The 26,820-nt window shown below is 74.4% G+C and carries 19 protein-coding genes and 1 riboswitch; of the genes, 5 read left to right on the top strand and 14 right to left on the bottom strand.

What is annotated here, in order from left to right; genetic code table 11:
* Position 1 precedes the first annotated feature (1 nt).
* Positions 2-910, bottom strand: coding sequence for an NADP-dependent oxidoreductase (locus AB0K51_RS00540; protein ID WP_363448865.1), 909 nt, complete (start codon positions 908-910; stop codon positions 2-4).
* 331 nt (positions 911-1,241) lie between these two features.
* Here AB0K51_RS00540 and ribA point away from each other — a divergent pair, with 331 nt between their 5' ends.
* Complete coding sequence (gene ribA, locus AB0K51_RS00535) at positions 1,242-1,877, top strand: GTP cyclohydrolase II (protein WP_363449328.1); 636 nt, start codon at positions 1,242-1,244, stop codon at positions 1,875-1,877.
* Positions 1,878-1,908: 31 nt separating this feature from the next.
* On the opposite strand, the gene AB0K51_RS00530 is transcribed toward ribA, so the two are convergent.
* The gene (locus tag AB0K51_RS00530) at positions 1,909-3,036 is read right to left on the bottom strand and encodes a glycoside hydrolase family 16 protein (protein ID WP_363448863.1); all 1,128 of its coding nucleotides are present in this window, start codon (positions 3,034-3,036) and stop codon (positions 1,909-1,911) included.
* A gap of 3 nt (positions 3,037-3,039) precedes the next feature.
* Positions 3,040-3,215: riboswitch (cyclic di-AMP (ydaO/yuaA leader) on the bottom strand.
* 193 nt (positions 3,216-3,408) lie between these two features.
* Between AB0K51_RS00530 and AB0K51_RS00525 the strand changes: the two genes are divergently transcribed.
* Positions 3,409-4,620: an FAD-dependent oxidoreductase gene (locus AB0K51_RS00525; protein ID WP_363448861.1), complete on the top strand. Its 1,212-nt coding sequence runs from the start codon at positions 3,409-3,411 to the stop codon at positions 4,618-4,620.
* 35 nt (positions 4,621-4,655) lie between these two features.
* On the opposite strand, the gene AB0K51_RS00520 is transcribed toward AB0K51_RS00525, so the two are convergent.
* The 11 genes from AB0K51_RS00520 to AB0K51_RS00470 all read right to left on the bottom strand — a co-directional run bounded on the left by AB0K51_RS00520 (position 4,656) and on the right by AB0K51_RS00470 (position 18,778).
* Positions 4,656-5,894 carry an ATP-grasp domain-containing protein gene (locus tag AB0K51_RS00520; protein WP_363448859.1) on the bottom strand — a complete coding sequence of 413 codons (1,239 nt, stop codon included), beginning with the start codon at positions 5,892-5,894 and terminating at the stop codon, positions 4,656-4,658.
* Between the two features lie 40 nt (positions 5,895-5,934).
* Positions 5,935-7,170 carry a family 16 glycosylhydrolase gene (locus AB0K51_RS00515; RefSeq protein ID WP_363448857.1) on the bottom strand — a complete coding sequence of 412 codons (1,236 nt, stop codon included), beginning with the start codon at positions 7,168-7,170 and terminating at the stop codon, positions 5,935-5,937.
* A complete protein-coding gene (locus AB0K51_RS00510) occupies positions 7,167-8,963 on the bottom strand; it encodes a glycosyltransferase (RefSeq protein WP_363448855.1) in 1,797 nt (598 codons plus the stop codon). The genes AB0K51_RS00515 and AB0K51_RS00510 overlap by 4 nt, the downstream gene beginning before the upstream one ends.
* Before the next feature lie 13 nt (positions 8,964-8,976).
* Positions 8,977-9,789: a polysaccharide deacetylase family protein gene (locus tag AB0K51_RS00505; protein ID WP_363448853.1), complete on the bottom strand. Its 813-nt coding sequence runs from the start codon at positions 9,787-9,789 to the stop codon at positions 8,977-8,979.
* The gene (locus AB0K51_RS00500) at positions 9,786-10,727 is read right to left on the bottom strand and encodes a glycosyltransferase family 2 protein (protein ID WP_363448851.1); all 942 of its coding nucleotides are present in this window, start codon (positions 10,725-10,727) and stop codon (positions 9,786-9,788) included. The genes AB0K51_RS00505 and AB0K51_RS00500 overlap by 4 nt, the downstream gene beginning before the upstream one ends.
* Positions 10,724-12,103, bottom strand: a complete 1,380-nt coding sequence (locus AB0K51_RS00495; protein WP_363448849.1) for a hypothetical protein — start codon at positions 12,101-12,103, stop codon at positions 10,724-10,726. The genes AB0K51_RS00500 and AB0K51_RS00495 overlap by 4 nt, the downstream gene beginning before the upstream one ends.
* Positions 12,100-13,329, bottom strand: a complete 1,230-nt coding sequence (locus tag AB0K51_RS00490; protein ID WP_363448847.1) for a glycosyltransferase — start codon at positions 13,327-13,329, stop codon at positions 12,100-12,102. Before AB0K51_RS00490 ends, AB0K51_RS00495 begins: the two co-directional genes overlap by 4 nt.
* Entirely contained in the window at positions 13,329-14,669 is a 1,341-nt protein-coding gene (locus AB0K51_RS00485) for a glycosyltransferase (protein WP_363448845.1), read from the bottom strand. The genes AB0K51_RS00490 and AB0K51_RS00485 overlap by 1 nt, the downstream gene beginning before the upstream one ends.
* Positions 14,666-15,538 (bottom strand): glycosyltransferase family 2 protein, encoded by an 873-nt coding sequence (locus AB0K51_RS00480; protein ID WP_363448843.1) that lies wholly within the window; start codon positions 15,536-15,538, stop codon positions 14,666-14,668. The genes AB0K51_RS00485 and AB0K51_RS00480 overlap by 4 nt, the downstream gene beginning before the upstream one ends.
* A gap of 316 nt (positions 15,539-15,854) precedes the next feature.
* Positions 15,855-17,975, bottom strand: coding sequence for an EAL domain-containing protein (locus tag AB0K51_RS00475; RefSeq protein WP_363448841.1), 2,121 nt, complete (start codon positions 17,973-17,975; stop codon positions 15,855-15,857).
* Positions 17,972-18,778 (bottom strand): SAM-dependent methyltransferase, encoded by an 807-nt coding sequence (locus AB0K51_RS00470; RefSeq protein ID WP_363448839.1) that lies wholly within the window; start codon positions 18,776-18,778, stop codon positions 17,972-17,974. Before AB0K51_RS00470 ends, AB0K51_RS00475 begins: the two co-directional genes overlap by 4 nt.
* A 150-nt stretch (positions 18,779-18,928) precedes the next feature.
* On the opposite strand from AB0K51_RS00470, the gene AB0K51_RS00465 reads away from it, so the two are divergent.
* Positions 18,929-20,704 (top strand): glycoside hydrolase family 15 protein, encoded by a 1,776-nt coding sequence (locus AB0K51_RS00465; protein WP_363448837.1) that lies wholly within the window; start codon positions 18,929-18,931, stop codon positions 20,702-20,704.
* An 87-nt stretch (positions 20,705-20,791) separates the two neighbouring features.
* Here AB0K51_RS00465 and AB0K51_RS00460 read toward each other — a convergent pair whose 3' ends face one another.
* The gene (locus tag AB0K51_RS00460; RefSeq protein ID WP_363449326.1) at positions 20,792-22,966 is read right to left on the bottom strand and encodes a glycoside hydrolase family 6 protein; all 2,175 of its coding nucleotides are present in this window, start codon (positions 22,964-22,966) and stop codon (positions 20,792-20,794) included.
* Positions 22,967-23,517: 551 nt separating this feature from the next.
* Between AB0K51_RS00460 and AB0K51_RS00455 the strand changes: the two genes are divergently transcribed.
* Together AB0K51_RS00455 and AB0K51_RS00450 are read left to right on the top strand one after the other, a co-directional pair.
* The gene (locus AB0K51_RS00455; protein WP_363448835.1) at positions 23,518-24,699 is read left to right on the top strand and encodes a winged helix DNA-binding domain-containing protein; all 1,182 of its coding nucleotides are present in this window, start codon (positions 23,518-23,520) and stop codon (positions 24,697-24,699) included.
* Positions 24,700-25,094: 395 nt separating this feature from the next.
* Complete coding sequence (locus AB0K51_RS00450; RefSeq protein WP_363448833.1) at positions 25,095-26,795, top strand: methyltransferase; 1,701 nt, start codon at positions 25,095-25,097, stop codon at positions 26,793-26,795.
* Positions 26,796-26,820: the final 25 nt, after the last annotated feature.

Raw genomic sequence — 26,820 nt, 5'->3', positions numbered from 1 at the left:
GTCAGCTCATCTCCAGGATCAGTTTTCCTCGGGCGTGCCCGGACTCCACCTCGGCCATCGCCTCGGCGGCCCGCTCCAGCGGGAAGACGGCGGTGATGTGCGGGTCGAGCTTCCCGGCGGCGACCAGTTCGGCGAGGGCGACCAGCACCGCCGAGGTGCCGTCGCGCCGCACGTAGGCGCCGCCGAGTTCGGCGGCGGTGGTCGGGTCGGAGGTGGAGACCAGCCGCCCGCCCTCGCGCAGCGTCCCGGCCACCGCGCGGACGGCGTCCCCGCCGATCAGGTCGAGGATCCCGTCCACCCCCTCCGGGGCGAGCGCCCGCACCCGTTGCTCCACGCCGTCGCCGTAGCGCACCGGCAGCGCGCCCAGCGACTGCACGTACCCGACGCTTCCGTCGCCGGCCGTGCCGAGCACCCGCACGCCCTGCTCGCGGGCGATCTGCGCGGCGGCGCTGCCGACCCCGCCCGCGACGCCGACCACCAGCAGGGTCTGCCCGGCGCGCAGGCCGAGCTGGTGGACCGCGTCGTAGGCGGTGGCCGCGGCGACCGGGAGCGCGGCGGCCTGGGCGAAACTGACGGCGGCGGGCTTGCGGGCGGTGGTCTGCGCGGCCAGCAGGGCCTCCTCGGCGAACGCTCCGGCCGGGGCGATGCCGAACACCTCGTCGCCGACCGCGAAGCCCGGCACGCCCTCGCCGACCGCCGTGACCACGCCCGCCGCCTCGGAGCCCATCACCAGCGGCGGCGCGGCGTCGGTGCCGAACCAGCCCCGCCGCGTCTTCCAGTCCGCCGGGTTGACCCCGGCCGCCCTGACCCGCACCAGCAGGGTGCCGGGACCGGGCACGGGCGTCGGCCGGTCCAGGAACTCCTGCTGCTCCGGCCCGCCGTACTCCACGAACCCGAACGCCTTCGACATCTCGTCCCCTTCGTCTGCGCATGGCTCTCCACGCCAGCTTGCCGGGGTACCGGCGGGTAGACCGGGGCTGGTGGGCCGAACGGGACGGCTGTGCGAACCCGCCACCGATGGGTCGCACCGGGCCGGGAATGCCGGACGGGAACCCAGTTGTTCAAATTGGAACCGCGGTGTAGCGTCAGCCGGGCGCGATCCGGTTCGAATTTGAACTACTCGGCTTCGGACCGCGCGCGCCCACCACGCCCGGACCACCGGAGGCCCCGCCATGACGGACACCGCGACGCAGCCGCAGACGCCGACCGACCCGCAGCTCGACACCCCGGTCGCGGCCGGCCTGCCGCTGCCCGCCGCCACCGTGCGCTCCCGGGTGCACATCCCGCTCGGCTTCGGCGACGGCTACCAGGTCGAGGCGGAGGTGTTCACCTTCCGCGGCCTCGCCGACGGCGCCGAGCACCTCGCACTGGCCCTGGGCGAGCCGTCCACCGAGCCCGGCGCCCCCGCCCCGCTGGTGCGCCTGCACTCCGAGTGCCTCACCGGCGACGTCTTCGGCTCGGCCCGCTGCGACTGCGGCCCGCAGCTGCGCGAGTCCGTCGAGAAGATCGCCGAGGCCGGCGGGTACCTGCTCTACCTGCGCCAGGAGGGCCGCGGCATCGGCCTCTACAACAAGCTCGACGCCTACGCCCTGCAGGACACCGGTCTCGACACCTACCAGGCCAACGCCGCGCTCGGCCTGCCCGAGGACGGCCGCGACTACACCGCCGCCGCCCAGATGCTGACCACCCTCGGCGTCCCCGCCGTCCGCCTGCTCAGCAACAACCCCGACAAGGCCGCCCAGCTCACCGCCCTCGGCATCACCGTCGCCGACCGCGTCCCCACCGGCGTCCACGCCTCCCCCAGCAACCTGCGCTACCTGCGCGCCAAGGTCGAGCACACCGGCCACTCGATCCCGCTCGCCCGTCTGGTCGGCTGACACAGGCCGCCGACCAGACGGGGCGCGGGGACTAGCCCGCCTTCCAGAAGCGCACCGAGTCGATGGCGATGTCGGCCGAGGAGCCGACCGCCGCGGTGGTGCCGCCGAGCGAGGTCTCGGACTGCAGCACCCAGTGCATCGGGGTGTTCGGCACCCGCGAGGTGGAGTGGCCGATCAGCTTGCCGTCCAGGTAGAACTTCAGGTCGTTCGCCTGCCACTCGATCCGGCTGGTGTGCCAGGCGCCCGCCACCGGGACGTTGGCGTTGAAGGCGTCCTGGTCGCTGCCGGCCGTCGCGCCCTGGCGGTGCATGAACGCGCCGACGTTGCCGCACAGGTCGCCCTCGGGGAAGTCGACCTCCCCGTCACGCGGCCAGGTGTAGGAGTCCGGCCAGAGCAGCCACGCCACCTTGTAGCCGGTCGCGCAGGTGGCCTTCCAGGTGACCTCGTAGGTGCCGTAGGTGGTGTTCTGCGGCAGCTTCGGCGTGGGCGCGGCGACCCAGGTGCCGCCGCTGTCCCGGTTCAGGTGGATGTTCATCTGCCCGTTCGCGATGGACAGCGTCTTGGCCGGGTTGTAGGTGCCGTTCTTCGAGGTGTCCTGCCAGCCGGACGGGTAGGCCCACCACTTGGCGTCCACCGCGGACGGCAGCCCGGTGCAGTGGCTGGTCTGCAGCGGCCCGTTGGCGCTGCAGCCGGTCCAGCTGCCCAGCGGCACCGATGCGGAGCTGAAGTCGTCCTCCCAGGTCGGCGTGCCCGCGCCGGCGCCGCCGGTCGGCGCGGGAGGCGTCGTCGCGGTCGGGCTCGGCGTCGCGGTCGCGGCCGGGGTGGTGGCCGCGGGCGCCGGCGCCGAGGCGCTGGCGGTCGGGCTGGCGAACGGCGACTGGGCCGGCAGCGGACTGGTCGCGGCCGCCGTCGGGGTCGGCGTCGGTGTCTGAGCCGGGGTCGGTGTCTGAGCCGGAGCCGATGTCGTGGCGGACGCCGTGGCGGCCGGGGTGGTCGCGGTCGGGGTGGTCGTGGGCGCCGCGGTGGGGGCCCAGGTGCGGTACTTGCCGGCGCGGTAGTGGCCGGCGGCGTCTGCCGTGCCCGGGCTGGCCAGCGCGAGCGCGGCGACGGCCAGGCCGGTCGCGGCGGCGACCCTGGCAGGTGTGGCGGAGAGGCGCATGGTTGTCATCCTCGGCGACGCCTACGAGGTGAGCTGTCGGGTTCGGGCCGCACGAGTGGCCCGGCCGTCTGTGGAACGGCTTCACCCCGAGCCGCGACCGTCCGCGGGAATGCGGGGGCCGGGCGTACTGACCTGGTTCCCCCGCTCCCGTCCGTTCCGTAGCTCGGTGTGCCGCAGCCGGGTGGACGGGATTCGGCGTCCCGGCCGCGGTGCCCGCTCGGTGGCGGGCGCCCGTGCAGGCTAGCCGCAGGACGCGTACAAGACAATTGCCGGTCCGGTCGACGTGCCCGACGCGGGGCCGGACCGCATCCTGGATGCACCCCGACGGAGGAGGTGCCCGATGACGGCGCGGCAGCGGAGAGGGCGGCGGCCGTGAGTGCCGCGGTGGCGGTGACGGTGGTCGGCGCCGGACCGTACGGGCTTGCGGTGGCGGCGCATCTGCGGGGGCGGGGAGTGCCGACGCGGGTGTTCGGCGAGCCGATGGGCAGCTGGCGGGCGCGGATGCCGATCGGGATGTTCCTGAAGTCGACCCCGGCGGCGTCGAGCATCTCGTCGCCGCGCCCCGGGTTCGGCTTCAACGACTTCCGGCGGGCGCACGGCGAGCGGCCGGTCGGCGCCCGGTACCCCATTCCGGTGGCGGAGTTCATCCGCTACGGCGAGTGGTTCCAGCGCCAGTGCGTGCCGGACGCCCAGAACAGCGAGGTGGTCTCGGTCACCCCGGAGGCCGGCCGGTTCCTGGTGCGGCTGGCGGACGGTGAGTCCTTCGAGTCCCGCGCGGTGGTGCTGGCCACCGGGTTCCCGCCGTACGCCTGGATCCCGCCGGTGCTGCGCCCGCTGCTGGAGGCGGGCGCAGCCTCGCACTCCAGCGCGCTGACCGACCCGGCGGCGTTCGCCGGGCGGCGGGTCGCGGTGGTGGGGGCGGGGCAGTCCGCGCTGGAGGGGGCGGCGCTGCTGAGCGAGGCGGGGGCCAGCCCGGTGGTGGTGGCGCGCCGGGAGCGGCTGCTGTTCGGCGCGCCGCCGCCGGTCGACGGCGGCGCGGACCGTCCGCTGGCGACGCGGCTGCGCAGCCCGGTCTCGCCACTGGGCCCTGGCTGGCCGCTGATGGCGTTCAGCCGGGCACCGGCCGCCTTCCGCCACCTGCCCGACGGGACCCGGGAGCACTACGTCCGGACGGTCCTCGGCCCGGCGGGCGCCTGGTGGCTGCGCGAGCGGGTCGACGGGGTGCTGCCGGTGGTGACCGGCCGCGAACTGGCGGGCGCCGACCTGAACGGCGCGGTGCGGCTGTCGCTGACCGGGCCGGGCGGGCCGGTCGAGGCCGACCACGTCCTGGTGGCGACCGGTTTCCGGGTGGACGTCTCGCGGCTGGCGATCCTGGACCCGTCCCTGCGCGCGGCGGTGCGCACCCACGCGGGCGCGCCGCGGCTCTCGGCCGGCTTCGAATCCTCGGTGCCGGGGCTGTACTTCACGGGCCTGGCCGCCGCGGACGCCTTCGGCCCGGTGATGCGCTTCGTCTGCGGCACCGGCTTCGCGGCCGGCCGCCTGTCCCGCGCGCTTGCCGCACGGCGGTCCCGACCCGCCGCCTGACGCGCTCGCCCCGGCTACGCGCTCGCTCCGTCGGCTCAGCCGTGCGACCTGCCGGCGACGGCCCGGACCCGGTGGGCCACGCCGTGGATCAAGGAGGCGGCGCTGCGGGTGATCTCCACGGCGACCGGGACGGGGTCGTCGCGGCAGGCCCAGGCGCGGACGGTGCCGCGGCGCGGGAGGACGTCGCGCGGCGGGCGGCGGTCCTGCCAGGCGTTGGCGGCGGCGGAGAGCAGGTCGAGGCGGCCGACCTTGAAGCTGCGCACCAGTTGCGCGCCGGGCGGGACGTCGCGTCCGGTGAGCCACAGGTGCAGGGCGCGGACCACGTCGACGCCGCCGGTGGTCTCGAACAGCCGGAACTGGGCGCCCTGGCGGGGGTTGAAGTCGACCAGCTTGTAGCGGCCGTCGCGGCGGTCGTAGCGCCAGTCCAGGTCGGCGATCCCGCTGTAGCCGATGGAGCGGCACAACCGGGCGGCGAGTTCGGCGAGTTCGGGGTTGGGCAGCGAGCGGGCCAGGGTGGTGAAGCCGCCGCCGGGAGGCCAGTCGCGCTGCTTGAGGCCGGTGAAGACCGCCAGCGGTTCGCCGTCGCGCCCGCAGGTCAGGTGGGTGAACCAGTCCTCGGAGTGCTCGCGCGGCACGTACTCCTGGGCGAGGACGGAGAGTTGCCCGTCGGCGCGGGCCAGGGCGCGCAGTTCGGCCTCGTCGCGGACCAGGGTGGTGTGCGTGACCACGGGGTGGGCGAGCCGGCTGAACGGGGCGAGGTTCTTCAGCACCAGCGGATAGCCCACCTGCCTTGCCGCGTCGAGGAGTTCCGCGCCGGTTCCGGGTGTCGCGGTGCGCGGCGCGGGGACGTCGTGGGCCTGGCAGATCCGGTACAGGCCGCCCTTGTCGGCGAGTTGGCGTGGCAGCGTGGCGGGGACGGGCGGCAGCAGCAGGTAGGGGGCGAGCTCGGCGGCGTGCTCGGCGAGGATGCAGGCGGACTCGTCGTCGGTGGCGACGGCGACCGCGGGCCGGCCGATCGAGCGGGCCACCGAGCGGATGGTGTCGACGAGTTGGTCGGACGGCTCGCCGCCGGTGGTGGGCCGCACGTGCACCCCGGTGAGGTAGTGCGAGACGGCGGTCGCGGTGAGGCGGCTCTCGACCATGGCGTGCACGGGCACGCCGAGCCGGCCGAAGGAGCGCACCGCACCGATGGGGCTGTGCGAGTGCGGGTAGTGGCCGACCCGCACCATCAGGACGGGGACCTCCCGGTCCAGTTCGGGCCTGAGCTGCGGCACGGTGGATCACCTTCTCCGATCGGCGACGTGCGCGGGGCGTTCAGTGCTGCCACACCGCGACCCAGTCCACGTCGAACCGGGCGTTCTGCACGGCGGGGGGTGGGGCGGAGGGGTATCCGGCGGCCAGGTTGAGGACGATCTCCATCGGCACGTGCGGCACCCGCGCCGGGTCGGTGACCTGGAAGCGCTGGACGCCGTCGACGTACCACGTGACGGAGTCCGGCTCCCAGTCCACGGCGACCAGGTGGTATCCGTCGGCGAGGTCGACGGGGCCCCAGGTGGTACCGGTGTGGGTGTCCCGGCCGTCGGGTGTCTGCCAGTGCACGTTCATGTCGACCGCCTGGTTGTTGCCGGGGAACTCGGCGATGTCGAGTTCCGGCGGGGTGCTGCGGGTGTCCGCGGGGATCAGCCAGAACGCGGGGAAGAAGCCCTCGGCGGGGCCGGGGAAGCGGACCGCGGCCGCGAAGTAGCCGTAGGTGAAGGTGTGCCGCGGCTGGCCGGTCCAGGTGTCGCGGCCGGTGGTGACCATGCCGGAGGTCCACGGGTAGCTCTTCCCGTCGCTGCCCGTGGTCGGGTGGCGCGCCGCGGTGAGTTGCAGTCGGCCGTCGTGGACGGCGACCTGCCCGGGCCGGTACCACTCCAGCTCGTGGTTGCCGGCGTTGGTGCAGCCGTCGACGTTCCAGTCGTAGCACGTGGCCCAGTCGCCGCGGTCGAGCGAGGAACCGGTGAAGTCGTCCCGGAAGACGCCGTGCCAGGGGCCGGGCGCGGCGGGCTGGCCCGCCGCGCCCGTGGTGCCGGCGGCCTGGGCGGCGTTCCCGCCGGTGGGCTCGGGGTCGCCCTTGCCGAGGCCGGAGCAGCCGGTGACCAGCAGCAGGGCGAGGACGACGGCGAGCGGCAGCACGTGGCGGGCGGTGGGCCGCCAGGGGCGGCCGGGGGTGAGGGCGCCGAGGGTGGTGAGCAGCGCCAGCACCGTGAGCGCGCGGACGGTGGTGAAGGAGTCGGTGAGCAGCAGCGCTTCGGCGGTGAGCGCGGCGAGGGCGAGGCTGGTGCCGACGGTGAGCGAGGCCAGGCCGATGCGCTCGTGCAGGGCGGCGGGGAGTGCGGTGGCGGTGCGGGTGAGCCGCAGCACGGCGATGCCGGGGCCGAACAGCACGAAGGCGGCGGCGACGGCGGTGCGCAGCGGGTTCCCCGGCTCGAGGCCGGTGGCGAGCAGGGCCAGCCAGCCGGAGGCGGCGAGGACGGCGTGCCCGGGCGAGGGCAGCTGGTGGGCGTTCACGGCGTACTCCCTTCCGCGGGAGTGGGCGCGGCGACCGGCGGGACGTAGCGGTAGACCACGGCGCCGTCGCCGGTGAAGACCGGCTGGAAGTCCGGCGAGGCCGCCACCGCGTGCTGGACCCGTTCGACGGTGCCGACCGGGAACCGTCCGGTGAGCAGGCATTCCGCGGCCTGGGCGCGGGTGAGGACCAGGTAGGACGGGCCGGTGACCCGGGCGTCGCTCATCAGGTTCTCGACCACCGGCAGCGGGTCGGTGAGCAGGCGGCGCTGGTCCTCGACGGACAGCTGGCTGAGGACCAGCCGTTCGTGCTGGTCGTAGCGGAGCTCGCCGCCGGGCAGGTCGGAGGTGACCGAGACGATCCGCGAACCGGTGGGGGCGTTGTCGGCGACGTAGCGGACGGCGGCGGCCTCGGAGGCGTTGAAGTAGTTCATCGCCTCCTTGCTGTAGTTGCCGAACAGCAGCCCGGCGAGCAGGGCGAGCAGGGCCGCCCAGGTCACCGCGGCGTGCCACGGCGGGGCGGGGCGGCGGCGGCCGAAGATCGCGGTGGCGCACAGGAACGCGGCCGCGGGCAGCGCGAACAGGTACGCCCGGAAGATCATCTCGCCGCCGTAGGGGTTGCCGAGCAGCAGCGGCAGCGGCGCGGCCAGCAGCATCGGCAGGCCGGTGGCGCGCAGCCTGCGGTGGCGCAGCAGGACGGTGACGGCGAGCAGCAGGACGGCGGCGGTGGTGGCCCGGTCGATCCAGGCGACCAGGACCTGGCCGGAGGCGGTGGCGCCGAGGCCGGAGACGCCGGCCAGCACGTTGCTGTCGGGCGAGGTGAGCGCGGTGACGAGGTCGTGCAGGTTGGCGGCGAAGTAGGGGCGGGCGACGGTGCCGTCCCACAGCGCGGTCAGGCCGACCGCGGCGGCCAGCACGGGCAGCACGGTGCGCCGGTTGCGGCGCGGCAGGGAGAGCAGCAGCAGCGCGCTGACCAGCATGAACGGGGTGAGCTGGTGGGAGGTGACGACGGCGGCGATCAGCACCACCAGCACCAGGTAGGGCCCGAGCCGCCAGCCGCCCGCCCGGCGGTCGCCCAGCCGCCGCATGACCAGGGCGATCACCAGCAGGTACAGCAGGTAGGCGAAGGCCTGCGGGGAGAAGTAGTCCTGGCCGACCCAGGAGGTGGCGAAGTAGACGAACGCGCCGCCCCAGATCAGCCGGGTGTCGCGGGTGAGCGCGGCGAACAGCAGCAGCAGCGGGCCGAGCAGCAGCAGGTTGGCGAGCGGCTCGTACCAGGAGGCGTAGCCGAGCGCGGAGTGCTGGCCGGTGGCGCGCAGGAAGAGCACGTTGAGCTGGAAGAAGCCGGGCCACTGGTTGTAGATGTCCAGGCTGCCGGCGTGCGGCACCGTGCCGTTGTTCCGGAGCATCGCGTCGACCACGGCCACGTGCTTCCACGACCACGCGTAGCGCAGGTTCGGGTACAGCAGGCTGGGGGTGGCGTGGACGATCGCGATCAGGCCGATCACGTAGCCCGCGGCCCAGTGCACGGGTGGCCGGGGCAGCCGCAGGGCGGCGGTGAAGCCGACGGTGAGGACGGCGAGCGCGGCCCAGTACGTCGGCGGCAGGACCTGCAGCAGCCCGAGGTCCTGCATGCGGGCGAGCGGGACGCCCCGCAGCGACAGCAGCCACAGCAGCAGCGCGAGCGGCAGCGCGCCGCGCACCACCCACAGTCGCGGATCGGCGGCGCGCCGGTGCCCGCTCCGGCGGGTGCGTGCGGGCGCCTCCGCCGGTCGGGCGATCTGCGGGTCCGCCATCGCTGCTCCCGGGTCATTCACGGGGCGGTCCTCCGACGGGGCTGCCGAGGGCGGTCCGCACCCGCCGGTAGGTGCGCCAGGCGCGGGTGTAGAGGCTTTCCGGGACGGGTCCGACCCGGGCACCACGGCCGTGGGTCCAATTGTCGAAGACTTCGCCCGGGGTGTCGTGGTAGACGAGCAGCCGGCAGATCCGCAGCGGGTCGTCGGTGTCGGAGGAGAACTTGTTCTCGACGGCGGTGGCGGAGCTCCAGCCGGCCCGGCGGACCAGGGTGCGCACGGTGCGGCTGGAGTAGCCGTGCGGGTAGGCGTAGGCGCTGACGCCGTGGCCGAGGGCCTCCTCGAGGCGGCGCTTGCAGCCGGTGATCTCGTCGTCGAGGCGGCTGCCGTAGACGGTGTCCAGCGGCACGTGGGTCATCGAGTGGCCGCCGATCTCGACGCCGAGGGCGTCGAGGGTGGCGACCTGGCGCCAGTTCAGCATGGGCGTGTCGGGCAGCAGGCTGCCGGAGCCGACCGCGCCGGGCGGGTGGATGGCGCCGACGGTGAGGTAGAGGGTGGCGGACAGGCCGCGGTCGGACAGCTCGGGGGCGACGGTCCAGTAGAAGTCGGCGTAGCCGTCGTCGAAGGTGAGCACGGCGGCGTCGGGGGGCATCGCGGGTCCGCCGTGCAGGGCGGCGACCAGGCGGCGCAGCGGGACGATGGAGCGGCCGGCGTCCTGGATCCGGTCGAGCTGGTTGCGGAACGCCCGCGGGGTGACGGTGTAGGGGGCGAGCCACTCGGGCGGGTGGTCGGAGACGGAGTGGTACAGGAAGACCGGGATGGCGGTCACGGCTGCCTCCCCTGGTCGGTGGCGGTGCGGGCGGGCAGGCCGCGCAGGGTGCCGGCGGCGTAGCCGAGGACGGTGAGCGCGGTGCCGGCGCAGAGCGCGGCGGCGCGGCGCAGCCGGGCGTGGCGCAGGTCGTGCCAGAACGCGGCGGGGAGGGTGCGGCGCAGGTAGCCGCGTTCGTCGGCGAGCGCGGGGCCGGCTCCGGCGTACCGGGCGACCTGGGCCTTCGAGCGGCCTTCGGCGTAGCAGCGGGCCCGGAAGTAGGCCCAGGTGGCGCGGGTGGGCGGGACGTGGTGGCGGACCACGGCGGCGGGGTCGTAGTGCAGCCGGCCGCCGGGGTGACGGCGGGTCAGGCGCAGGCAGATCTCGGTCTCCTCGCAGCCGAGCGGGCGGGTGCCGACCCGGCCGAGGTCGCTGCGGAAGCCGCCGGCGTCGTCGAGCGCGGTGCGGCGGAAGGACATGTTGGCGCCGGTGAGGTTGCGGACGGCGGCCTCCCGGCGCGGCGAGCCGCGGTAGGTGCAGCCGACCACCCAGTCGAACTCGGGCGGGAACCAGTCGGGCCGGCCGCCGTCCCAGCGGGCGGTGACGAGTCCGCCGACGCCGAGCACGGCGTCCTCGCGGTAGCCGGCCAGCAGCCGGGTGGTCCAGTCGGGTTCGGCGGCGGCGTCGTCGTCGAGGAAGCCGACGACTTCGCCGCGGGCGGCGGCGACGCCGGTGTTGCGGGCGCCGGACAGGCCGCGCGGACCGGCGTTGGCGACGATCCGGGTACCCGTCAGTTCGCGGGCGCGGACGGCGAGTTCGGGGTTGTGGTCGATGACGAGCAGGACTTCCTCGGCCGGGCGGTGCTGGGCGTGGACGGAGGCCACGGCGGCCGTCAGGTCGTCCCAGCGGTCCAGGGTGTACGCGCAGATCACCACGGTGAGGGTTTCTCGGGTGTTCATGCCGGGCTCCTCTGTGGTGCGGGCAGCCACCTCGGCAGGGTGGCCAGCAGTGGGACGGCGACGGTGCAGGCCGCGATCAGCCAGGCGAGGCCGACGCCGGGCAGGCCGAGGGCGGGCAGCAGGAGGATCACGAGCAGCGTCACCAGCCCGGCGAAGGTGAACTCCAGCAGCAGCAGGGTGCGCAGCGCGCGGCGGACCCGGGCGACCTCGATGGCGACGCTGATCACCACGTTGGGCACGGCGGACAGCGCCAGCAGCCGCAGCAGCGTGGTGCCGTGTGCGGAGTACCCGGCCCCGAACGGGAGCAGCAGCAGGGGTGCGGCGGCCACCACCACGGCGCTCGCGGCGAGCACCAGCAGGGCGGCGTGCCGCAGCATCCGGCGGCCGTGTTCGGCGATCCGGGCGGGTTCGCGGACGCCCTCGACGACCAGCGAGCCGCCCATCGAGGCGACCGCGACGTAGAAGGTGTCGGAGATGATGTAGGCCAGCGCGAAGTAGGCGGCCTGTTCGGCGCCCAGCCGGTTGAGCACCAGCAGCGGGACGACGCTGGCGCAGGCCACGCCGGCGGTCTTGCCGAAGTAGTCGGCGGTGGCGTAGCTGAGGACCCGCCGGGGCCTGGGCGCGCCTTCGGTGTCGGCACGCTGGTGGGCGGGGATGGCGTGCCGGAACAGCACCACGCTGGTGACGGTGATGGCGACGATCAGCGCCAGCGCCCAGGAGTACAGGAGTCCGACGGAGAGCGCCAGCGCGGCGCAGACCGCCAGCACCACTGCCTTGACCACGTTGAACAGGGCGTTCTCGCCGAGCACCCAGCCGGTGCGGCGCAGTCCGGTCAGGGCGCCGTCCTGGAGCACGAAGACCGAGTAGCCGGCCGTCGCGACCAGGAACGCGAGTGCGGGCAAGGGGCTGCGCAGGAAGGTGAGTTCGGGGGAGATCCAGGGGACCAGGAGCAGGAAGCCGACGGCGGCGAGGCCGCTGGCGCCGATGCTGACGGCGTAGCAGCGCAGCACCAGCCAGCGGGTGTGCCGGCCGGCGGCGGGTACGAAGCGGGTGAGCACGTCGCCGAGGTTGAACCGGCCGAGGCCGGAGAGCAGTCCGGCGAGGGCGAGCGCGGCGGAGCAGCGGCCGACGGTCTCGGGGCTGTACCAACGGGTGCCGAGGATCCAGAACGCGGAGCCGAGCGCGGCGGAGAGCAGTGCGCTGCCCGCCAGCATGTGGCCGTTGCGCAGCAGGGGTTCGGCGGCTCCGGTGCGGGAGCGCACCGCGCGCAGCCGGGCGCGCAGCAGCGCGGTGAAGCCGCACTCGCAGGGCAGTGGCAGCGGGCAGGAGCAGGTCCGGCCGGCGGCGGCGCCACGGGTGAGCGGTGCGGCGGTCATCGCCCGGCTCCTTCACGGGTGCGGCGGCGCTCGGCGGCGCCGCGCAGGTAGCCGGCCGGGCCGTGCAGCAGGCCGCGCAGTTCGCGGCGGCCGAGCGCGCTGAGCGCGGGGTCGCGGTGGGCTGCGGCCTGCCGTCCGCCGCGGCGCAGCGCCTGCCGGGCGCCGCGGGGCAGCCGGGCGGCGAGGGTGCCGAGCAGGGCGGGCCGGTGGACGACGGCGGCGGTCAGGTAGGCGCCGAAGCCGACGCCGAAGCCGTAGACCTGGGCGTCGAGGCCGTCGAGGGTGCGCCGGTGGCGGTGCCAGACCAGCGCGTCGGGCTGGTAGGCGACGACGGCACCGGAGTAGAGCACCTGGAGGAAGGCGAGCAGGTCCTCGCCGCCGCGCCCGGGGGTGCCGGCGCCGATCGCGGTGTCGAACCCGCCGATGGAGCGCAGCAGTTCGGTGTTGAAGGCCATGTTGGCACCGGTGCCGAAGCGGCTGACGGTGAGGGGGAAGAGCGGGTCGTCGGCGGGGTCGTCGAGCGACCAGGCGGCGGGGGTGAAGCCGCGGGTGTAGCCGCAGTAGCGTTCGAAGGCGGTCTGGGCGGCGGTGTCGAGTTCGGCGGGCAGCACCAGGCCGGTGACGCAGCCGGTGCGCGGGTCGTCGGCGAACCGGGCGGCGAGCGCGGCGACCCAGCCGGGGTCGGCGAGGGCGTCGTCGTCGGTGAAGGCGCACAGTTCGCCGCGGGCGGCGGCGAGGCCGCGGTTGCGGGCCCGGGCCAGGCCCGGGACCGGCTCGCGGAGGTAGCGGACCCGGCCGGGGTAGCGCCCGCGGACCAGTTCCTCGACGGCGCGGTCCGTGGGCGCGTTGTCCACGACGAGGTACTCGGCCTGCGGATAGCCGTTCCGCAGCAGGGCGTCGAGGCACTGTCGCAGCATCCCTTCCCGGTCGCGGGTGCAGACGATGACGCTGACCGCCGGGGCGCGGCGGGCCGGGGCGGCCGCGGGGCGCTCCGGCAGGTCGGCCCCTGCCTGCGTCAACTCCCGGATCAGTGCGGCCTCCTCGCCGCCGGAGGTGGCGGCGACCAGGCCGAGCGGGCGGCCCTGACGGCGGATCAGCGCGAGTACCGGGCCGGGCCCGGGCCGGCTGGGCCCGCCGCCCGGGCCGAGCAGGTCGCCGGGCCGGTCGAGGTCGTAGTCGACCAGCGCGGCGGGGGCCGGCGGGATCGGCGTGGCGGGCGTGGTCATCACCGTTCGCCTCCGGAGCCGGCCCCGGCGCAGCGCACGGCGGTGTGCTGGCGGTGCAGGCTGATCAGGTAGCCGAGCGGCCCGTAGAGCAGCCCGCCCATCTCGCGGCGGCCGAGCCGGAGCATCGGTGCGGGGACGGCGACGGGTGCGGCCTTGGCGCGGCGCCGCCGCACGGTCTGCCACTGCCACACGCCGCGGGGCAGCCGGCGCACCAGCGGGGCGAGCACGCCGGGCTGGTGGGAGACGGCGGCGGTGAGGTAGGCGCCGAAGCCGACGCCGAAGTTGAAGACCTGCTTGGTCAGCTCCTCGGCGGTGCGCGGGTGCCGGTGCCAGACGATCGCGTCGGGCTGGTAGGCGACGCTGTGGCCGGCGTTCAACACCCGGAAGAACGCCAGCAGTTCCTCGCCGCCGCGGGCGGGGGTGCCGGCGCCGGTGGCGGGGTCGAAGCCGCCGACGGCGCGCAGCACCGAGGTCTTGAAGGCCATGTTGGCGCCGGAGCCGAACCGGCCGACGGAGAACCGCAGCAGCGGGTCGGCGGCGGCGTCGGCGAGCGACCAGGTGCGGGCGTCGAAGCCGCGCGCGTAGCCGCCGTACTCCTCCAGCACCCGCTGGGCGGGGGTGTCGAGTTCGGCGGGCAGGACGAGTCCGGTGACGCAGCCGACCTCGCGGTCGGCGGCGAAGGCGTCGGCGACGGCGCCTACCCACGCGGCGTCGACCAGGACGTCGTCGTCGGCGAAGGCGCAGATCTCGCCGCGGGCGGCGGCCAGGCCCCGGTTGCGGGCCCGGGCCGAGCCGGTGATCGGTTCGCGCAGGTAGCGCACCCGGTCCGGGTAGTGCTCCTGGACGAGCCGGCGGGCGCCGTCGTCGGCGGGCGCGTTGTCGACCACCAGCACCTCGTAGTACGGGTAGTCGGAGCGCAGCAGCGACTCCAGGCAGCGCCGCAGGACGGCGGGCCGGTTGTGGGTGGGGACGATCACCGAGACCGTCGGGAGGTCCGCGGGCACCCGGGCGCGGCCGGCCCGGGTGTGCCGGGCGGCGGGCGCCGCGGTGGACCTGGCGGGAACGTGCAGTTCCCGATGGGCGGCAGCGACCAGCGCCCGGCTCAGCGCGGCGCGGTGGCCGGCCGTTCCGGTGGCTTTCACCAGGCCGAGCGGGTGTCCGTGCAGCCGCACCAACGCCAACACGCGTCCGTCGGGGTCGGCGGGTCCTCGGCCGCCGGGCGAGCGCACCTCGCCCGGCTCGTCCAGGTCCAGTTCGACGACGGCGACGGGGGTGTGGAGCGAGTCTCGGGCGGCGGGCGGCGGGCAGGCCGTCCCGGTGCGCCGGTCGGGGCCCATCATCGTTCCTCCCCCCCGGCAAGGGTGGCCGCGGTCCTGGCGCCGGGACGTTCGGCGATCAGGGTCCGCAGCACCCTTCGGCCGTCGGAGACGGCGTGCAGGTGCGAGCGACCGCTGCGGCGGGGAAGTTCCAGGCTCGGTACCTCGGCGATCCGCAGGCCCGAGCGCAGGGCGTGGGCGATCATCTCGGCCTCGATCTCGAAGCCGGTGGACCGCAGGTCGAGTTCGTCCAGCATGCTGCGGCGGAAGGCGCAGTAGCCGTAGCACAGGTCGGTGAGGGCGCCGCCGTACAGGCGGTTGACCACGATCAGCAGGGCCTTGTTGCCGAGCGCCCGGACCCTGGTGAAGTCGAGCGATCCGCCGCCGGCGATCCGCCGGGAGCCCTTGACGAAGTCGTAGCCGTGGTCGAGGAAGTGCAGGAAGTGCGGGATCTCGCCGGGCCACATCGAGCCGTCGGCGTCCATCATCACGATGTACTCGCCCTTGGCGGCGGCGAATCCGGTGCGCAGCGCGTTGCCCTTGCCGGGCCCGGTCTGCTGGACGCTGCGCACGGCGGGCAGGCACTGGCGGGCCATCGTGATCGTGGCGTCCCGGGACGAGCCGTCGACCAGGATCACCTCGTCGACGCAGCGCGGGATCTGCTCGAAGACCCAGGGGATGTTGCGGGCCTCGTCGCGGGCGGGGACGACCAGGCTGACGGTGTGTCGGCTGGCGTAGTCGCCGGCTCGGCGGCCGGGGGCGCGCTCGGGCCGGCTGTCGTCGGCGCGGCGGCCGAGGGCGTGCTCGGGGATGCGGTCGCCGGCCCGGCGCAGCGGATGGCCGTCGACGGCCGGGGGCGCGGTGGATTGCCCGGTGGGCAGGGTGGTGCTCATCGCGGAATGCCTCTCGCTGAGGCGGGAAAGGGCACGGCGGTGCCCGTGGTGAGGGATGGCTGCGGCGCGCGGGGAGGTGACCGGTGTGCGGGACCGCGGTGCGGTCCGGGACTCCCCCGCTGGTCTCCCCTGCTGCTTCCCCCCGCCGGGACGGTCGACGCCGAAGAAGGGCGATCGCCGTCCGGGGCGCTTGCTGCGCCGCTCTCCTGGTGTACCGCGTGAGAAGCGGTTCCAGGTCTTCATCCTCTGCCCGGCACCGACGCCCTGTCAACCGCTTCGTGCGGTTTTGTCGTAATATCCGGCGACTTGGGGCGTTCTACGGGTTGATGCCGTGAATGTCCGCTTCGGTCAGGTCGGCCTCGGCGATCCGGCGGGCGATCTCGCCGGGCCGCACCGGGCGGCCGAAGTGCCAGCCCTGCGCCCAGTCGCAGCCCATCAGCCGCAGCCGCTCCGCGTCGGCGCGGCTCTCCACGCCCTCGGCGGTGACCGACAGGCCGAGCGTGTGGGCCAGCGAGACCAGGCCGCTGACGATCCGCCAGCCCAGGTGGGTGTCCTTGGCGGGGTCGTGCAGGTCGCCGACGAAGGAGCCGGCGATCTTCAGGCTGGAGACCGGCAGGTCGCGCAGGTAGGCGAGGTTGGACCAGCCGGTGCCGAAGTCGTCGACGGCCAGCGAGACGCCCATGTCGACCAGGGCGTGCAGCGCCTTGAGCGCCTCGTCCTCGGGGCCGACCACGGTGGACTCGGTGATCTCCAGCTGCAGCATCGACGGGTCGAGGCCGGTGCTGCGCAGGATCCGGTCGATGTCCCCGACCAGCCCGGCGTTGCGGGCCTGACGGACCGCCAGGTTGACGCTCAGCTTGGGGGCGCGCTCACCGAACCGGGCGACCCAGTCGGCGGCCTGCTCGCAGGCCTGCTCCAGCACCCAGCGGCCGAGCGGCATGATCAGGCCGGTCTCCTCGGCGACGCCGACGAACTCCTCCGGCCCGAGCACGCCGAGCTGCGGGTGCCGCCAGCGCACCAGCGCCTCGACGCCGGCCATCGAGCCGTCGGCGAGGTCGACCATCGGCTGGTAGTCGATGAAGAACTCGCCGCGGTCCAGCGCCGCGGGCATCCGCACGGAGACCGCGTACCGGCTGACCGCGCGGGCGTTCTCCTTGGGGTCGAACAGCGTCCAGCGGCCGCGCCCGGCCTCCTTGGCGCGGTACAGCGTCAGGTCGGCGGCCCGGACCGCGGCGCCGGGGGTGGTGGTGGCGATCCGGCGCTCCAGGACGCCGACGCTGGCGCCGACGGCGAGCCGGTGGTCGCCGATCACCACCGGCTTGGTGAGCGCGGCCAGCACGGTCTTGGCGGCCGCGACCGCCTCCTGCTCGCCGCGGCAGTTCTCCAGCAGCACCACGAACTCGTCGCCGCCGAGCCGGGCCACCAGGTGCCCGAGCGGGGACAGCGCGGCCTCCAGCCGCCCGGCGACCACGGTCAGCAGCTGGTCGCCCATGTCGTGGCCGAGGCTGTCGTTGACCACTTTGAAGCCGTCCAGGTCGACGTAGCACAGCCCGAACCTGGCGTCCGGCTCCGGCTCCTCGAACAGTTTCTCCAGCCGCTCGAAGAACGCCGCCCGGTTGGGCAGCCCGGTCAGCGGGTCGTGGGTGGCCTGGTGGCGCAGCCGCTCCTGCAGGCGGTAGCGGTCGGTGATGTCCTCCAGCATCGCCACCTGGTACTGCGGGACGCCGTCGTCGTCGCGGATCAGCGAGACCGTCAGGTGGGTCCAGACCACTTCGCCGTCGCGCCGGTAGTACGGCTTGTCGAACTGGAAGTACTCCCGCTTCCCGCTGATCAGCTCCTCGTACGCCTCCCAGACGCCGGGGGTGTCCTCGGGGTGGACCAGGTCGTTGACCCGCACGCCCGTCATGTCCTCGGGGCCGCCGCCGAAGATCTCGCCCAGCGCCCGGTTGACGGCCAGGATGTTGCCGTCGGTGTCGCCGAGGCCGATGCCGATCGCGGCGGACTCGAACAGCGCGCGGAACCGCGCCTCGGAGGCCCGCAGCGCCTTCTCGACCTCCTGGCGGGCGGTGTCGGCCGCCAGCCGGATCGACTCCTGCTCGCGCAGGGTCCGCTCGCGCAGCGCCGCCGCCCAGCCCGAGGCGAAGGCGCCGGACAGCGCCGGGCCCCGGTCGTCGGGGACCGGCTGACGCTGGATCAGCTGCACCGCGTCGGACAGCAGCTGCGGGTCGGTGAAGTGGTTGTCGATCAGCAACGCACCGACCTGCTCGGCCAGTTCGGACCGGAACGGCAGGTCGAGCGCGGCCCGCTGGAGCAGCTCGCCGGTGCGGGCGATCAACGGGTTGAGCACGCCGGGCCGCACCGCGGCGCCGTGGCCGGCGCGCAGCATGGCCGCCCACGCGGCGAGGAACCCATGGCCCGCGGGCGGCCGCTCGGTCACGACAGGCGTCCGATGCCGGCCATCCCGGTCATCCGCTCCGGGTGCGGGCCGACCGCCTCCGGGTCCTCGGGCCGCCACTCCGGCAGGTAGACCACTCCGGGCTCGACCAGCTCGAAGCCCTCGAACATGGCGGTGATCCGCTCCCGGCTGCGCATGGTCAGCGGGGTCGGCGTGGACTTGTACAGGTCCTGATGGGAGCCGGCCTGGTCGGGGCGGCCCTCCAGCGAGGCGTGCGAGAGCACCATCAGGCTGCCGCTGGGCAGCGCCTCGCGGAGCGTGGCGAGGATCTTCTCGGGCTCGTCGGCGTCGGTGACGAAGTGCATCACCGCGTTCAGGATCACGCCGACCGGCTCGCCGGGGGCCAGCAGCGCCTCGACCTCGGGCCGGGCCAGCAGGTCGTCGATGTTGCGCAGGTCGGCGTCGACCACGTGGCTGAGCGGGTCGTCGGCGAGGATCAGCCGGCTGTGCGCGACCGCCACCGGGTCCATGTCGATGTAGACCACCTCGGTGTCCGGCTGGTACTCCCGGGCCACCTCGTGCACCGCCCCGAAGGTCGGGATGCCGGAGCCGATGTCGAGGAAGCGGGTGATGCCCTCCTCGGCGAGGAACTGGGTGGCGCGGCGCAGGAACGCACGGTTGGCGCGCATGATCATGGGGAGGTCGGGCCAGAGCTCCATCGCCCTGCGGGCCATCTGGCGGTCGACCTCGAAGTTGTGCGAACCGCCGAGGTAGTAGTCGTACACCCGGGCCGCGTTCGGCTTGTCGAGATCGGTCCCGGCGGGCACCCAGTTCGGACGCGCCATGACGGCACCCCTTCCGGCGGCGGTCAGAAAGTGACAACAGGACATAAAGATCTTCCTATACATCCAATCACCACTGCAAGCCGTGGAGGCCGATCGGGCGGCGGGCGCGTCCCGCGTGGCACCTGCGCCGAGGCGGCGGAGAATCGGCGCATGGCCGGTCGTATCGAGGACTACGCACTGCTGTCGGACCTGCAGACCGCCGCCCTGGTCGGCCGGGACGGCTCGGTCGACTGGCTCTGCCTGCCACGATTCGACTCCCCGAGCTGCTTCGCCGCCCTGCTCGGCACCCCCGAGCACGGCGCCTGGCGGATCGCCCCGCCCGCCGCCGCCGAGTCCGCCGAGCGCCGCTACCTCGCCGACAGCCTGGTCCTGGAGACGCTCTGGCGCACCGCCGACGGCGAGGTGCGGGTGCTCGACTTCATGCCGCAGCGCGACCGGGTGCCGCAGCTGGTGCGGATCGTCGAGGGCGTACGGGGCACCGTCCCGGTCCGCAGCGAGCTGCGGCTGCGCTTCAACCACGGCCGGATCGAGCCCTGGGTGCGCCGCACCCAGCACCACCGGGTCGCGGTGGCCGGCCCCGACTCGGCGTGGCTGCGGGTCCCGCCCGGCGTCCACACCTGGGGCGAGGCCGGCGCCACCGCCTCCGAGTTCACCGTCTCCCCCGGCGAGCGGGTGCGCTTCCTGCTCACCTGGCAGCCCTCCCACCTGCCCACCACCCCGCGCAGCGACCCGGACGCGCTGCTCGCCGCCACGCTCGACGGCTGGCAGCAGTGGGCCGCCCAGTGCCGCTACACCGGCGAGTGGCGCGAGGCGGTGCTGCGCTCGCTGATCACCCTGAAGGCGCTCGCCTACGAGCCCACCGGCGGCATCGTCGCCGCCCCCACCAGTTCGCTGCCGGAGGTGCTCGGCGGCGTGCGCAACTGGGACTACCGGTTCTGCTGGCTGCGCGACTCCTCGATGACCCTGTCCGCGCTGCTGCGCGGCGGCTTCCGCCAGGAGGCCGCGGCCTGGCGCAAGTGGCTGCTGCGCGCGATCGCCGGCGACCCCGCCGGGGTGCAGGCGGTCTACGGGGTGGCCGGCGAGCGCGGCCTGCCGGAGACCGAGGCCGACTGGCTGCCCGGCTACCAGGACTCCCGCCCGGTCCGGTTCGGCAACGCCGCCGTCCGCCAGCTCCAACTCGACGTCTACGGCGAGGTGGTGGACACCCTGCACCTCGCCCTGCAGGCCGGCATCCCGATGGAGCGCCAGGTCTGGAGCCTGCTGCGCACCCTGATCGGCCGACTGGAGCGCGGCTGGCGCGAACCCGACGAGGGCCTGTGGGAAGTCCGGTGCGAGCGGCGGCACTTCACCCACTCCAAGGTGATGGCCTGGGTGGCCGCCGACCGCGCGGTGCGGATGGCCGAGGCCACCGGCCTGCCCGCCCCGGTGGACCGCTGGCGGGCGCTGCGCGACCAGGTGCACGCCGACGTCTGCGCGCACGCCGTCGACCCGCGCCGCGGTGTGTTCGTCCAGTCGTACGGGGCCCGCGAGTTGGACGCGGCCACGCTGTTCGTCGCGACCACCGGCTTCCTGCCGCCGGACGACCCGCGGGTGGTGCGCACCGTCGAGGCGGTCCAGAGCGGCCTGGAGCACGGCGGGCTGGTCCGCCGCTACGCGCCGGACGGGCAGGCGGCGCACCGGGGCGACGGGCTGCCCGGCGACGAAGGGGCGTTCCTGGCCTGCTCGTTCTGGCTGGCGGACGCGCTGGCGGTGATCGGCCGGCCCGACCAGGCCCGCGAACTCTTCGGCCGGGTGGTCGCGTTGGGCAACGACCTGGGGCTGCTGAGCGAGCAGTGGGATCCGGCGTCCGGCCGCCAGCTCGGCAACACCCCGCAGGCCTTCACGCACGTCGCACTGGTCAACTCGGCGTTCCGGCTGTCCGGTTGACGGCTCGTCGGAGCGGGCCGGAACGGGCAGCCGCCCACGTGCAGACTCTGCACGTGGGCGGCTGTGTTCAGTGCGCTGCGGCCGGCGTCAGCTGGCGGTGCAGCTCAGGGTGGGGAGGGCGTTGGTGCCGGAGTAGTTGGCGCCGAAGCCGAAGCTGGTGTTGCCGCCACCCGAGACGGTGCCGTTGTAGGACTGGTTGGTGACGGTCACCGCCTTGCCGGACTGGCTGACCACGCCGTTCCACAGGTTGGTGATCTGCTGGTTGCCACCGAAGCTCCAGGTGACCTTCCAGCCGTTGATCGCCGCGGTGCCGGTGTTGTTGACGGTGACGTTGGCGTTGAAGCCCGCGCCCCAGTCGCTGCTGATCGAGTAGGTCGCCGAGCAGCCGCCGGTGCTGCCGCTGCCGGCCTGGGTGGTGGCGACCAGCGCCGCCGAGGCCGCGGACAGGTTGCCCGCCGCGTCCTTCGCCTTGACGGTGTACGAGTAGGCGGTCGAGGCGCTCAGCCCGGTGTCGGTGTACGAGGTGCCGGTGGTGGAGGCCACCAGGGTGCCGCCGCGGTACACGTTGTAGCCGGTGACGCCGACGTTGTCGGTGGAGGCGCTCCAGGTCAGCGCGACGCTGCTGGAGGTGGTGGTCCCGGCCAGGCCGGTCGGGGTGCTGGGCGGGGTGGTGTCGGTGGTGCCGCCGGCCGCGGTGGTGACGCTCAGCGCCGCGGAGGCCGCGGAGACGTTGCCCGCCGCGTCCCGGGCCTTGACCGTGTACGAGTACGCGGTCGAGGCGCTCAGGCCGGTGTCGGTGAACGACAGGTTGTTGGTGGAGCCGACCAGCGTGCCGCCGCGGTAGACGTCGTAGCCGCTGACGCCGACGTTGTCGGTGGAGGCGGTCCAGGACAGCGAGACGCTGCTGGAGGTGGTGGTCGCCGCCAGGCCGGTCGGGACGGACGGGGCGGTGGTGTCCGGGGTGCCGGTGCCGAGCGCCGGGTAGGCGTTCTTCAGCAGCTCCTGGAACTGGGCGGAGAACCAGTGGCCCGCCAGCGGGGCGTTCGGCAGCGCGCCCGACATGTTGTTGTTGTTGCGCGCGTTGCCCGTGTAGGTCGGGTCGCACATCCCGTCGAAGCCCTTGCCCTCGTCGTTGGCGATGGCCGAGCTCGCACCGTCCGACTCACCCGGGGGCTTTACCCACACGTAGGCGGAGATGCCGGCCTCCGGGGCCGCCTTCGGCCGCTCGCCGAGGCCCGCGCCGGACTGGTTGCACCAGTTGCCGGTCTGGAAGCGGCGGTCGATGCGGCCGCCGTCGACGTACGCGTCCACGGTGGTCTTCGGGCCCGGGCCGGTGGGCCGGTTGGCGCCGCCCCAGCCGTTGCGGGAGGTGTCGATCAGCACGCCGACGTTGGAGTTGAATCCCGCTGCGGCGGCCTTGTCCCGGAACGCCTTCGCGTAGGTCGCCTCGTCGACGTAGCGGTTCCAGTCGACCCACTTGGCCTGGCGGACGGAGGTGCCGTTCACCGTGTCGTCGATGGTGAAGTTCGGCTCGTGCAGCGCACCGTAGTTGGCGGTGTTGACGACGAAGCCCTGCACGTTGTTGAGCGTCGAACCGGAGGAGGTCGCCGCCTGCTTCAGCACGTCGATCGTCGGACCGAGGTTGGAGTCCCAGCCGAGCCAGCCGTGGTGGCCGGCGTCCACGTAGTTGTAGACGTTCGGGATCGCGCCGAGCTTGGCCAGCGCGTAGCCCACGCCGTTGATGTAGTTGCCGTTGCTCTTCATGGTTTCGCAGTTCGGCGTCGACGTGTTGGTGCCGCCCGCGTTGGTGACCAGGTTCGGCAGCGAGTCGAGCTCGACGGTGGTCACGATCCGCAGGTTCGCGTAGGCCGGGTCGGCCAGGATCGCCGCGATCGGGTCGATGAACTCGCTCTTGTAGCGCGGCAGGTCGGTGGGGCCGAGCTCGCCGTTCGAGGCCAGCGCCGCACAGTCGCGGCCCGGCAGGTCGTAGATGACGACCTGGAACACGTACGGCTTGCCCGCGGCCTGCTGCACCGCGGCGTCCAGGTGGGCTCGCAGACCCATCGAACCGTTCGCGCCGCTGATGGCCGCGATGCGGTCCAGCCACACGAAGGTCGGCTGGTTGGAGACGGCGGAGCCGCCCGGCTCGGCGGCGGCGTGAGCGGCCCACTCGGGGTTCACGTAGACGCCGGCACCCACGAACGGGTTGTCGACGCGGGCGGTGGCAGCGTGCGCGGAGGTGGTCGCCGTGGCGATCGGCAGGACGGTCGCGACGGTGAGCGCCGCGGCCGCTGCGGCCGTCCGAAGACGGCGAGTCAGTTGGGCCGACACAGTGACGGGAGTCCTTTCGGGTGGGGGACGGACTCGAGGGAACACGCCCTCAATTCATGGGAGCGCTCCCATACTTGGCCCGGGCAGAGGCGAACTCGGCCTGGGGACACCGGATATGAAGCCATGACCTCGCGGTCCCGTCAAGAAGTTCGACAAAACCCGTGGGAGCGCTCCCGCTTGAGTGACGGACACCGCAACCGCCCACCGCTACGCGGGCCTTGGCCCTCTCCGGGCCCGGTCCACCGCACCGCCCGCGGCGAGCTGCCGCCTTCCCGTCCGCCGCACCGGACCGGGGCCTCCACGGCCGTGTGCCACGCGCGGCCCGTGCACCCCGGCCGTGCCCTCTGAACCTTTCGCGCCGGTGCCGCGGGGGGTCCGCCGCGCAGCCCGGACCTCCCGGCCCCCACCGTCTGCGCGTCGCGGGCCCGCGCCGGGGCGCCGCGTGGCAGGCTGTCCCGAGACCCGCTCCGGAGGAGGAACTCGTGCCCAGCCGAGCGCAGTTCAGCGACGAGCAGCGCCGTGCCCGCCTGGCGTCGCGGCATCGGCTCGCGCCGGGGGTGCGGGCCGAGCGGGCGGAGCAGGTGGGGCACGATCTGGTCGCGCTGCACGCCACCGACGCGGCCACGGTCTTCCTCGCCGTCGCGGCGCGGCTGGCCTCCCCCGGAGTCGCGGACACCGAGCGGGCGCTGTACCGGGACCGGACCCTGCTGCGGCTGCACGGCATGCGCAACACGCTGTTCGTGGTGGCCGCCGAGCTCGCGCCGGACCTGTACGCCTCCACCACCGCCAAGGTCGCCGCCCGCGAACGGACCCGCCTGCTGAAGAGCTTCGCCGCGGCCGGCCTGGACGCCGCCTGGACCGCCCGTACCGAGGCCGCCGTCCGCGCCGCGCTCCTCGACGCTCCCGACGGCGAGCTGACCGGCACCCAACTCAGCGCAGCGGTACCGGAGTTGCGCGCGGAGATGGTCTACGGCGCGGGCACCTCGTACGAGGCCACCCAGACCGTCGGGATGCGGCTGCTGCGGGTGCTCGGCATGGACGGTTCGATCATCCGCCGCCGCCCGGTGGGGAGTTGGACCAGCAGCCAGCACCGCTGGGCGGCCGGCGAGCCCGGGGCGAAGCCGTCCGGCGCCGAAGTCTCGCGCGCTCAGGCCGCGTTGGCGCGCCGCTGGCTGGCCTCGTACGGCCCGGCGACCGAGCAGGACCTGGTCTGGTGGACCGGCTGGGGCGTCCGGGAGGTCCGGGCGGCGCTCGCCGCCAACGGCGCCGTCGAGGTCGAACTGGCCGACGGCTCGGCGGGGTCGGTACTGCCGGACGATCTCGCACCGGTCGAGGACCCGGGGCCCTGGGCGGCGCTGCTGCCCGCCCTCGACCCGACCGCGATGGGATGGAAGCACCGCGACTGGTACCTCTCCCCCGACCACCTGCCGCAACTGCTCGACCGCACCGGCAACCTCGGCCCGACCGCCTGGTGGAACGGCCGCGTCGTCGGCGGCTGGGCCCAACGCGCGGACGGCGAGGTGGTGTTCGAGCTGCTCGACGATGCGGGGTCCGAGGCCCGCGCCGCCCTCGACGCCGAGGCCGCGACCCTCCGCTCCTGGCTCGCCGACACCCGGGTCACCCCGCGCTTCCGCACCCCGCTCGAACGCCGCCTCTCCGCCTGACCGGAGATTGACCTCCCCGCAACCGCCCGCGTCCCCGTCTCGCCATCTCGCCATCTCGCCATCTCGCCGACGCACCGTCAACCACCGGCCGGAGCTGAAACTTTCACCGGCCGGCGCGTCGGCGTTCGGAACGGCCGGACCGGCCGGACCGGTCGGCCCGGTCGGCTTCGGCCATCGACGCATGCATCTTCACCCCCCGATCGGGTGAATACGGACCAAAACGTTGCAATCCGGTGGTTACGATCAAGATCCGTGACAGATCTTCAACACATTCGAGCCACGGGGGACTTGATTTCTGCCCTCCCCACCTGCTGCGCCCGCCGCCTGACCGCGAGACCCCTCGCGCAGCATCCAGAAACGTTTCGCTCACGCACCGAACCGAGGTCCAGCGCACGATGACCAGCACCACCGTCCCCACCGACACGGACGTCCTGCGCGCGGCGGTCGACTACGTCCGGTCGCACGACACCGCGACCCTGCTCCCGCTGCTGCTGCCCGGCCTGGACGGGGTGGAGCTGCGCGCCCTCACCGACCGCTGCCGGTTCGCGCACGCAGCCGTCCTGGTCTTCCCGCCGGACCGGGACGCCCTGCACGCCGCGCTCGCCGACTGCGGGTTGAGCGCGCCGGAGCCGCCGCAGCCGAGCACCGTGGTCCGGCAGCGCCTGGCGGACCGTCACCGCCGGGCGGCGGACGGGCTGGAGGTGGCCATCCTGCGCCCGGCGGTGTCCGGACTGGACGGCGAGCCCCGGGTGGTCGAGGTGTTCGCACTGACGGTGCCGCCGGGTTCCGAACTCACCGACGTGGCCTCGGCGGAGCGCGTCGCGCAGCACGAGCCGCACCTCGGTTTCGAGGTGGACCGGCCCGACCCGCTGGTGCTGCGCGGCCTGTCGGCGCTCTTCGCCCGGCACGGCGCCCGTCCGGACGGCGGCGGCTACAACCCGCACGAGGACGGCACGGTCTTCTACTTCACCGCGTCCGCCGACGCCAAGGCGGGCTGTCGGCGGGTGGAGCTGTACGCGCCGGGCGACCACCGCGAGGTGCTCGCGGACCACCTGGCGGAGCAGCGCGCGGCCGAGCCCGCCGAATCGTTGCTGCGCCAACTGACGGGCGCGTGGACCACCCAGGCACTGGCCGCCTTCGCCGAGCTGCGGGTCGCCGAGGCGATGGACGAGCGCCTGCCCGTCTCCGCGGAGGCGCTGGCCGCGGCGGTCGGCGCCGACCCGGCGGCGCTGACCTCGCTGCTGCGCTACCTGGCGATGCTCGGCGCGGTCGCCCACGACGGCGAGGTCTTCCGGCTCACTCCCGCCGGCGCGCTGCTGCGCGACGACGTGCCGGGGTCGCTGCGGCCGCTGGCGCTCATGTACGGAGGCCCGTTCTACCAGTCGTTCGGCCGGCTCACCGGGACGGTGCGGACCGGGCGGGTGGCCTTCGACGACCTGTTCGGCGAGAACCACTTCGACCACTTCGCCCGGCGTCCCGAACTCGCCGCGCTGTTCGACCGGTCGATGGCCGCGAGCGCCCGGATGTTCGACCCGCTGCCCGCCCACCCGGCGATCCGGGCCGCGGCCGCCGACCCGCTCCCGCGCACCGTGGTCGATCTGGCGGGCGGCACCGGCGAGTTGCTCGCCCGCGTGCTCACCGCCCACCCAGGCCTGCGCGGCACCCTGCTGGAGCGCCCGCACGTCGCCGCGGCCGCCCGCCGCCGCTTCGACGCGGCCGGTCTGGCCGACCGCACCAGCTGCCGGTCCGGCGACTTCGCCGACGTGCCGTCGGGCGGCGACGTCTACCTGCTCTCCCGGATCCTGCACGACTGGGACGACGAGCGCTGCCGCGAGATCCTGCGCCACCTCGCCGCCGCGATGCCCGCCCACGCCGACCTGCTGATCGTCGAACGCGTCCTGCCCGCCGACAACTCCCCGTCCCTGGCCACCGCCTGGGACCTGCACATGCGCTGCAACGTCGGCGGCCGCGAACGCACCGCCGCCCACTACGCCGCCCTCCTCACCGCCGCCGGCCTCACCCTACTCGACCGCTCCCCCCTCCCCCTCGACGCCTACGTCCTGCACGCCCGCAAGACCCCGCCCACCACGGACTGACGCCGCACCCGCGACCGGCCCCGGC

This window comes from Kitasatospora sp. NPDC049285, from assembly GCF_040678815.1.
In the GTDB taxonomy this organism is placed as follows: Bacteria; Actinomycetota; Actinomycetes; order Streptomycetales; family Streptomycetaceae; genus Kitasatospora.
Note: the sequence above shows the minus strand (reverse complement) of the source record. Positions and strands in the feature narration are given on the sequence as shown.

What these genes read in the sequence shown, in the direction of transcription:
- AB0K51_RS00540 (WP_363448865.1), bottom strand. Translation starts at nt 910, where the DNA reads ATGTCGAAGGCGTTCGGGTTCGTGGAGTACGGCGGGCCGGAGCAGCAG.
- AB0K51_RS00530 (WP_363448863.1), bottom strand. Translation starts at nt 3,036, where the DNA reads ATGCGCCTCTCCGCCACACCTGCCAGGGTCGCCGCCGCGACCGGCCTG.
- AB0K51_RS00510 (WP_363448855.1), bottom strand. Translation starts at nt 8,963, where the DNA reads ATGGCGGACCCGCAGATCGCCCGACCGGCGGAGGCGCCCGCACGCACC.
- AB0K51_RS00500 (WP_363448851.1), bottom strand. Translation starts at nt 10,727, where the DNA reads ATGAACACCCGAGAAACCCTCACCGTGGTGATCTGCGCGTACACCCTG.
- AB0K51_RS00495 (WP_363448849.1), bottom strand. Translation starts at nt 12,103, where the DNA reads ATGACCGCCGCACCGCTCACCCGTGGCGCCGCCGCCGGCCGGACCTGC.
- AB0K51_RS00490 (WP_363448847.1), bottom strand. Translation starts at nt 13,329, where the DNA reads ATGACCACGCCCGCCACGCCGATCCCGCCGGCCCCCGCCGCGCTGGTC.
- AB0K51_RS00485 (WP_363448845.1), bottom strand. Translation starts at nt 14,669, where the DNA reads ATGATGGGCCCCGACCGGCGCACCGGGACGGCCTGCCCGCCGCCCGCC.
- AB0K51_RS00480 (WP_363448843.1), bottom strand. Translation starts at nt 15,538, where the DNA reads ATGAGCACCACCCTGCCCACCGGGCAATCCACCGCGCCCCCGGCCGTC.
- AB0K51_RS00470 (WP_363448839.1), bottom strand. Translation starts at nt 18,778, where the DNA reads ATGGCGCGTCCGAACTGGGTGCCCGCCGGGACCGATCTCGACAAGCCG.
- AB0K51_RS00465 (WP_363448837.1), top strand. Translation starts at nt 18,929, where the DNA reads ATGGCCGGTCGTATCGAGGACTACGCACTGCTGTCGGACCTGCAGACC.
- AB0K51_RS00450 (WP_363448833.1), top strand. Translation starts at nt 25,095, where the DNA reads ATGACCAGCACCACCGTCCCCACCGACACGGACGTCCTGCGCGCGGCG.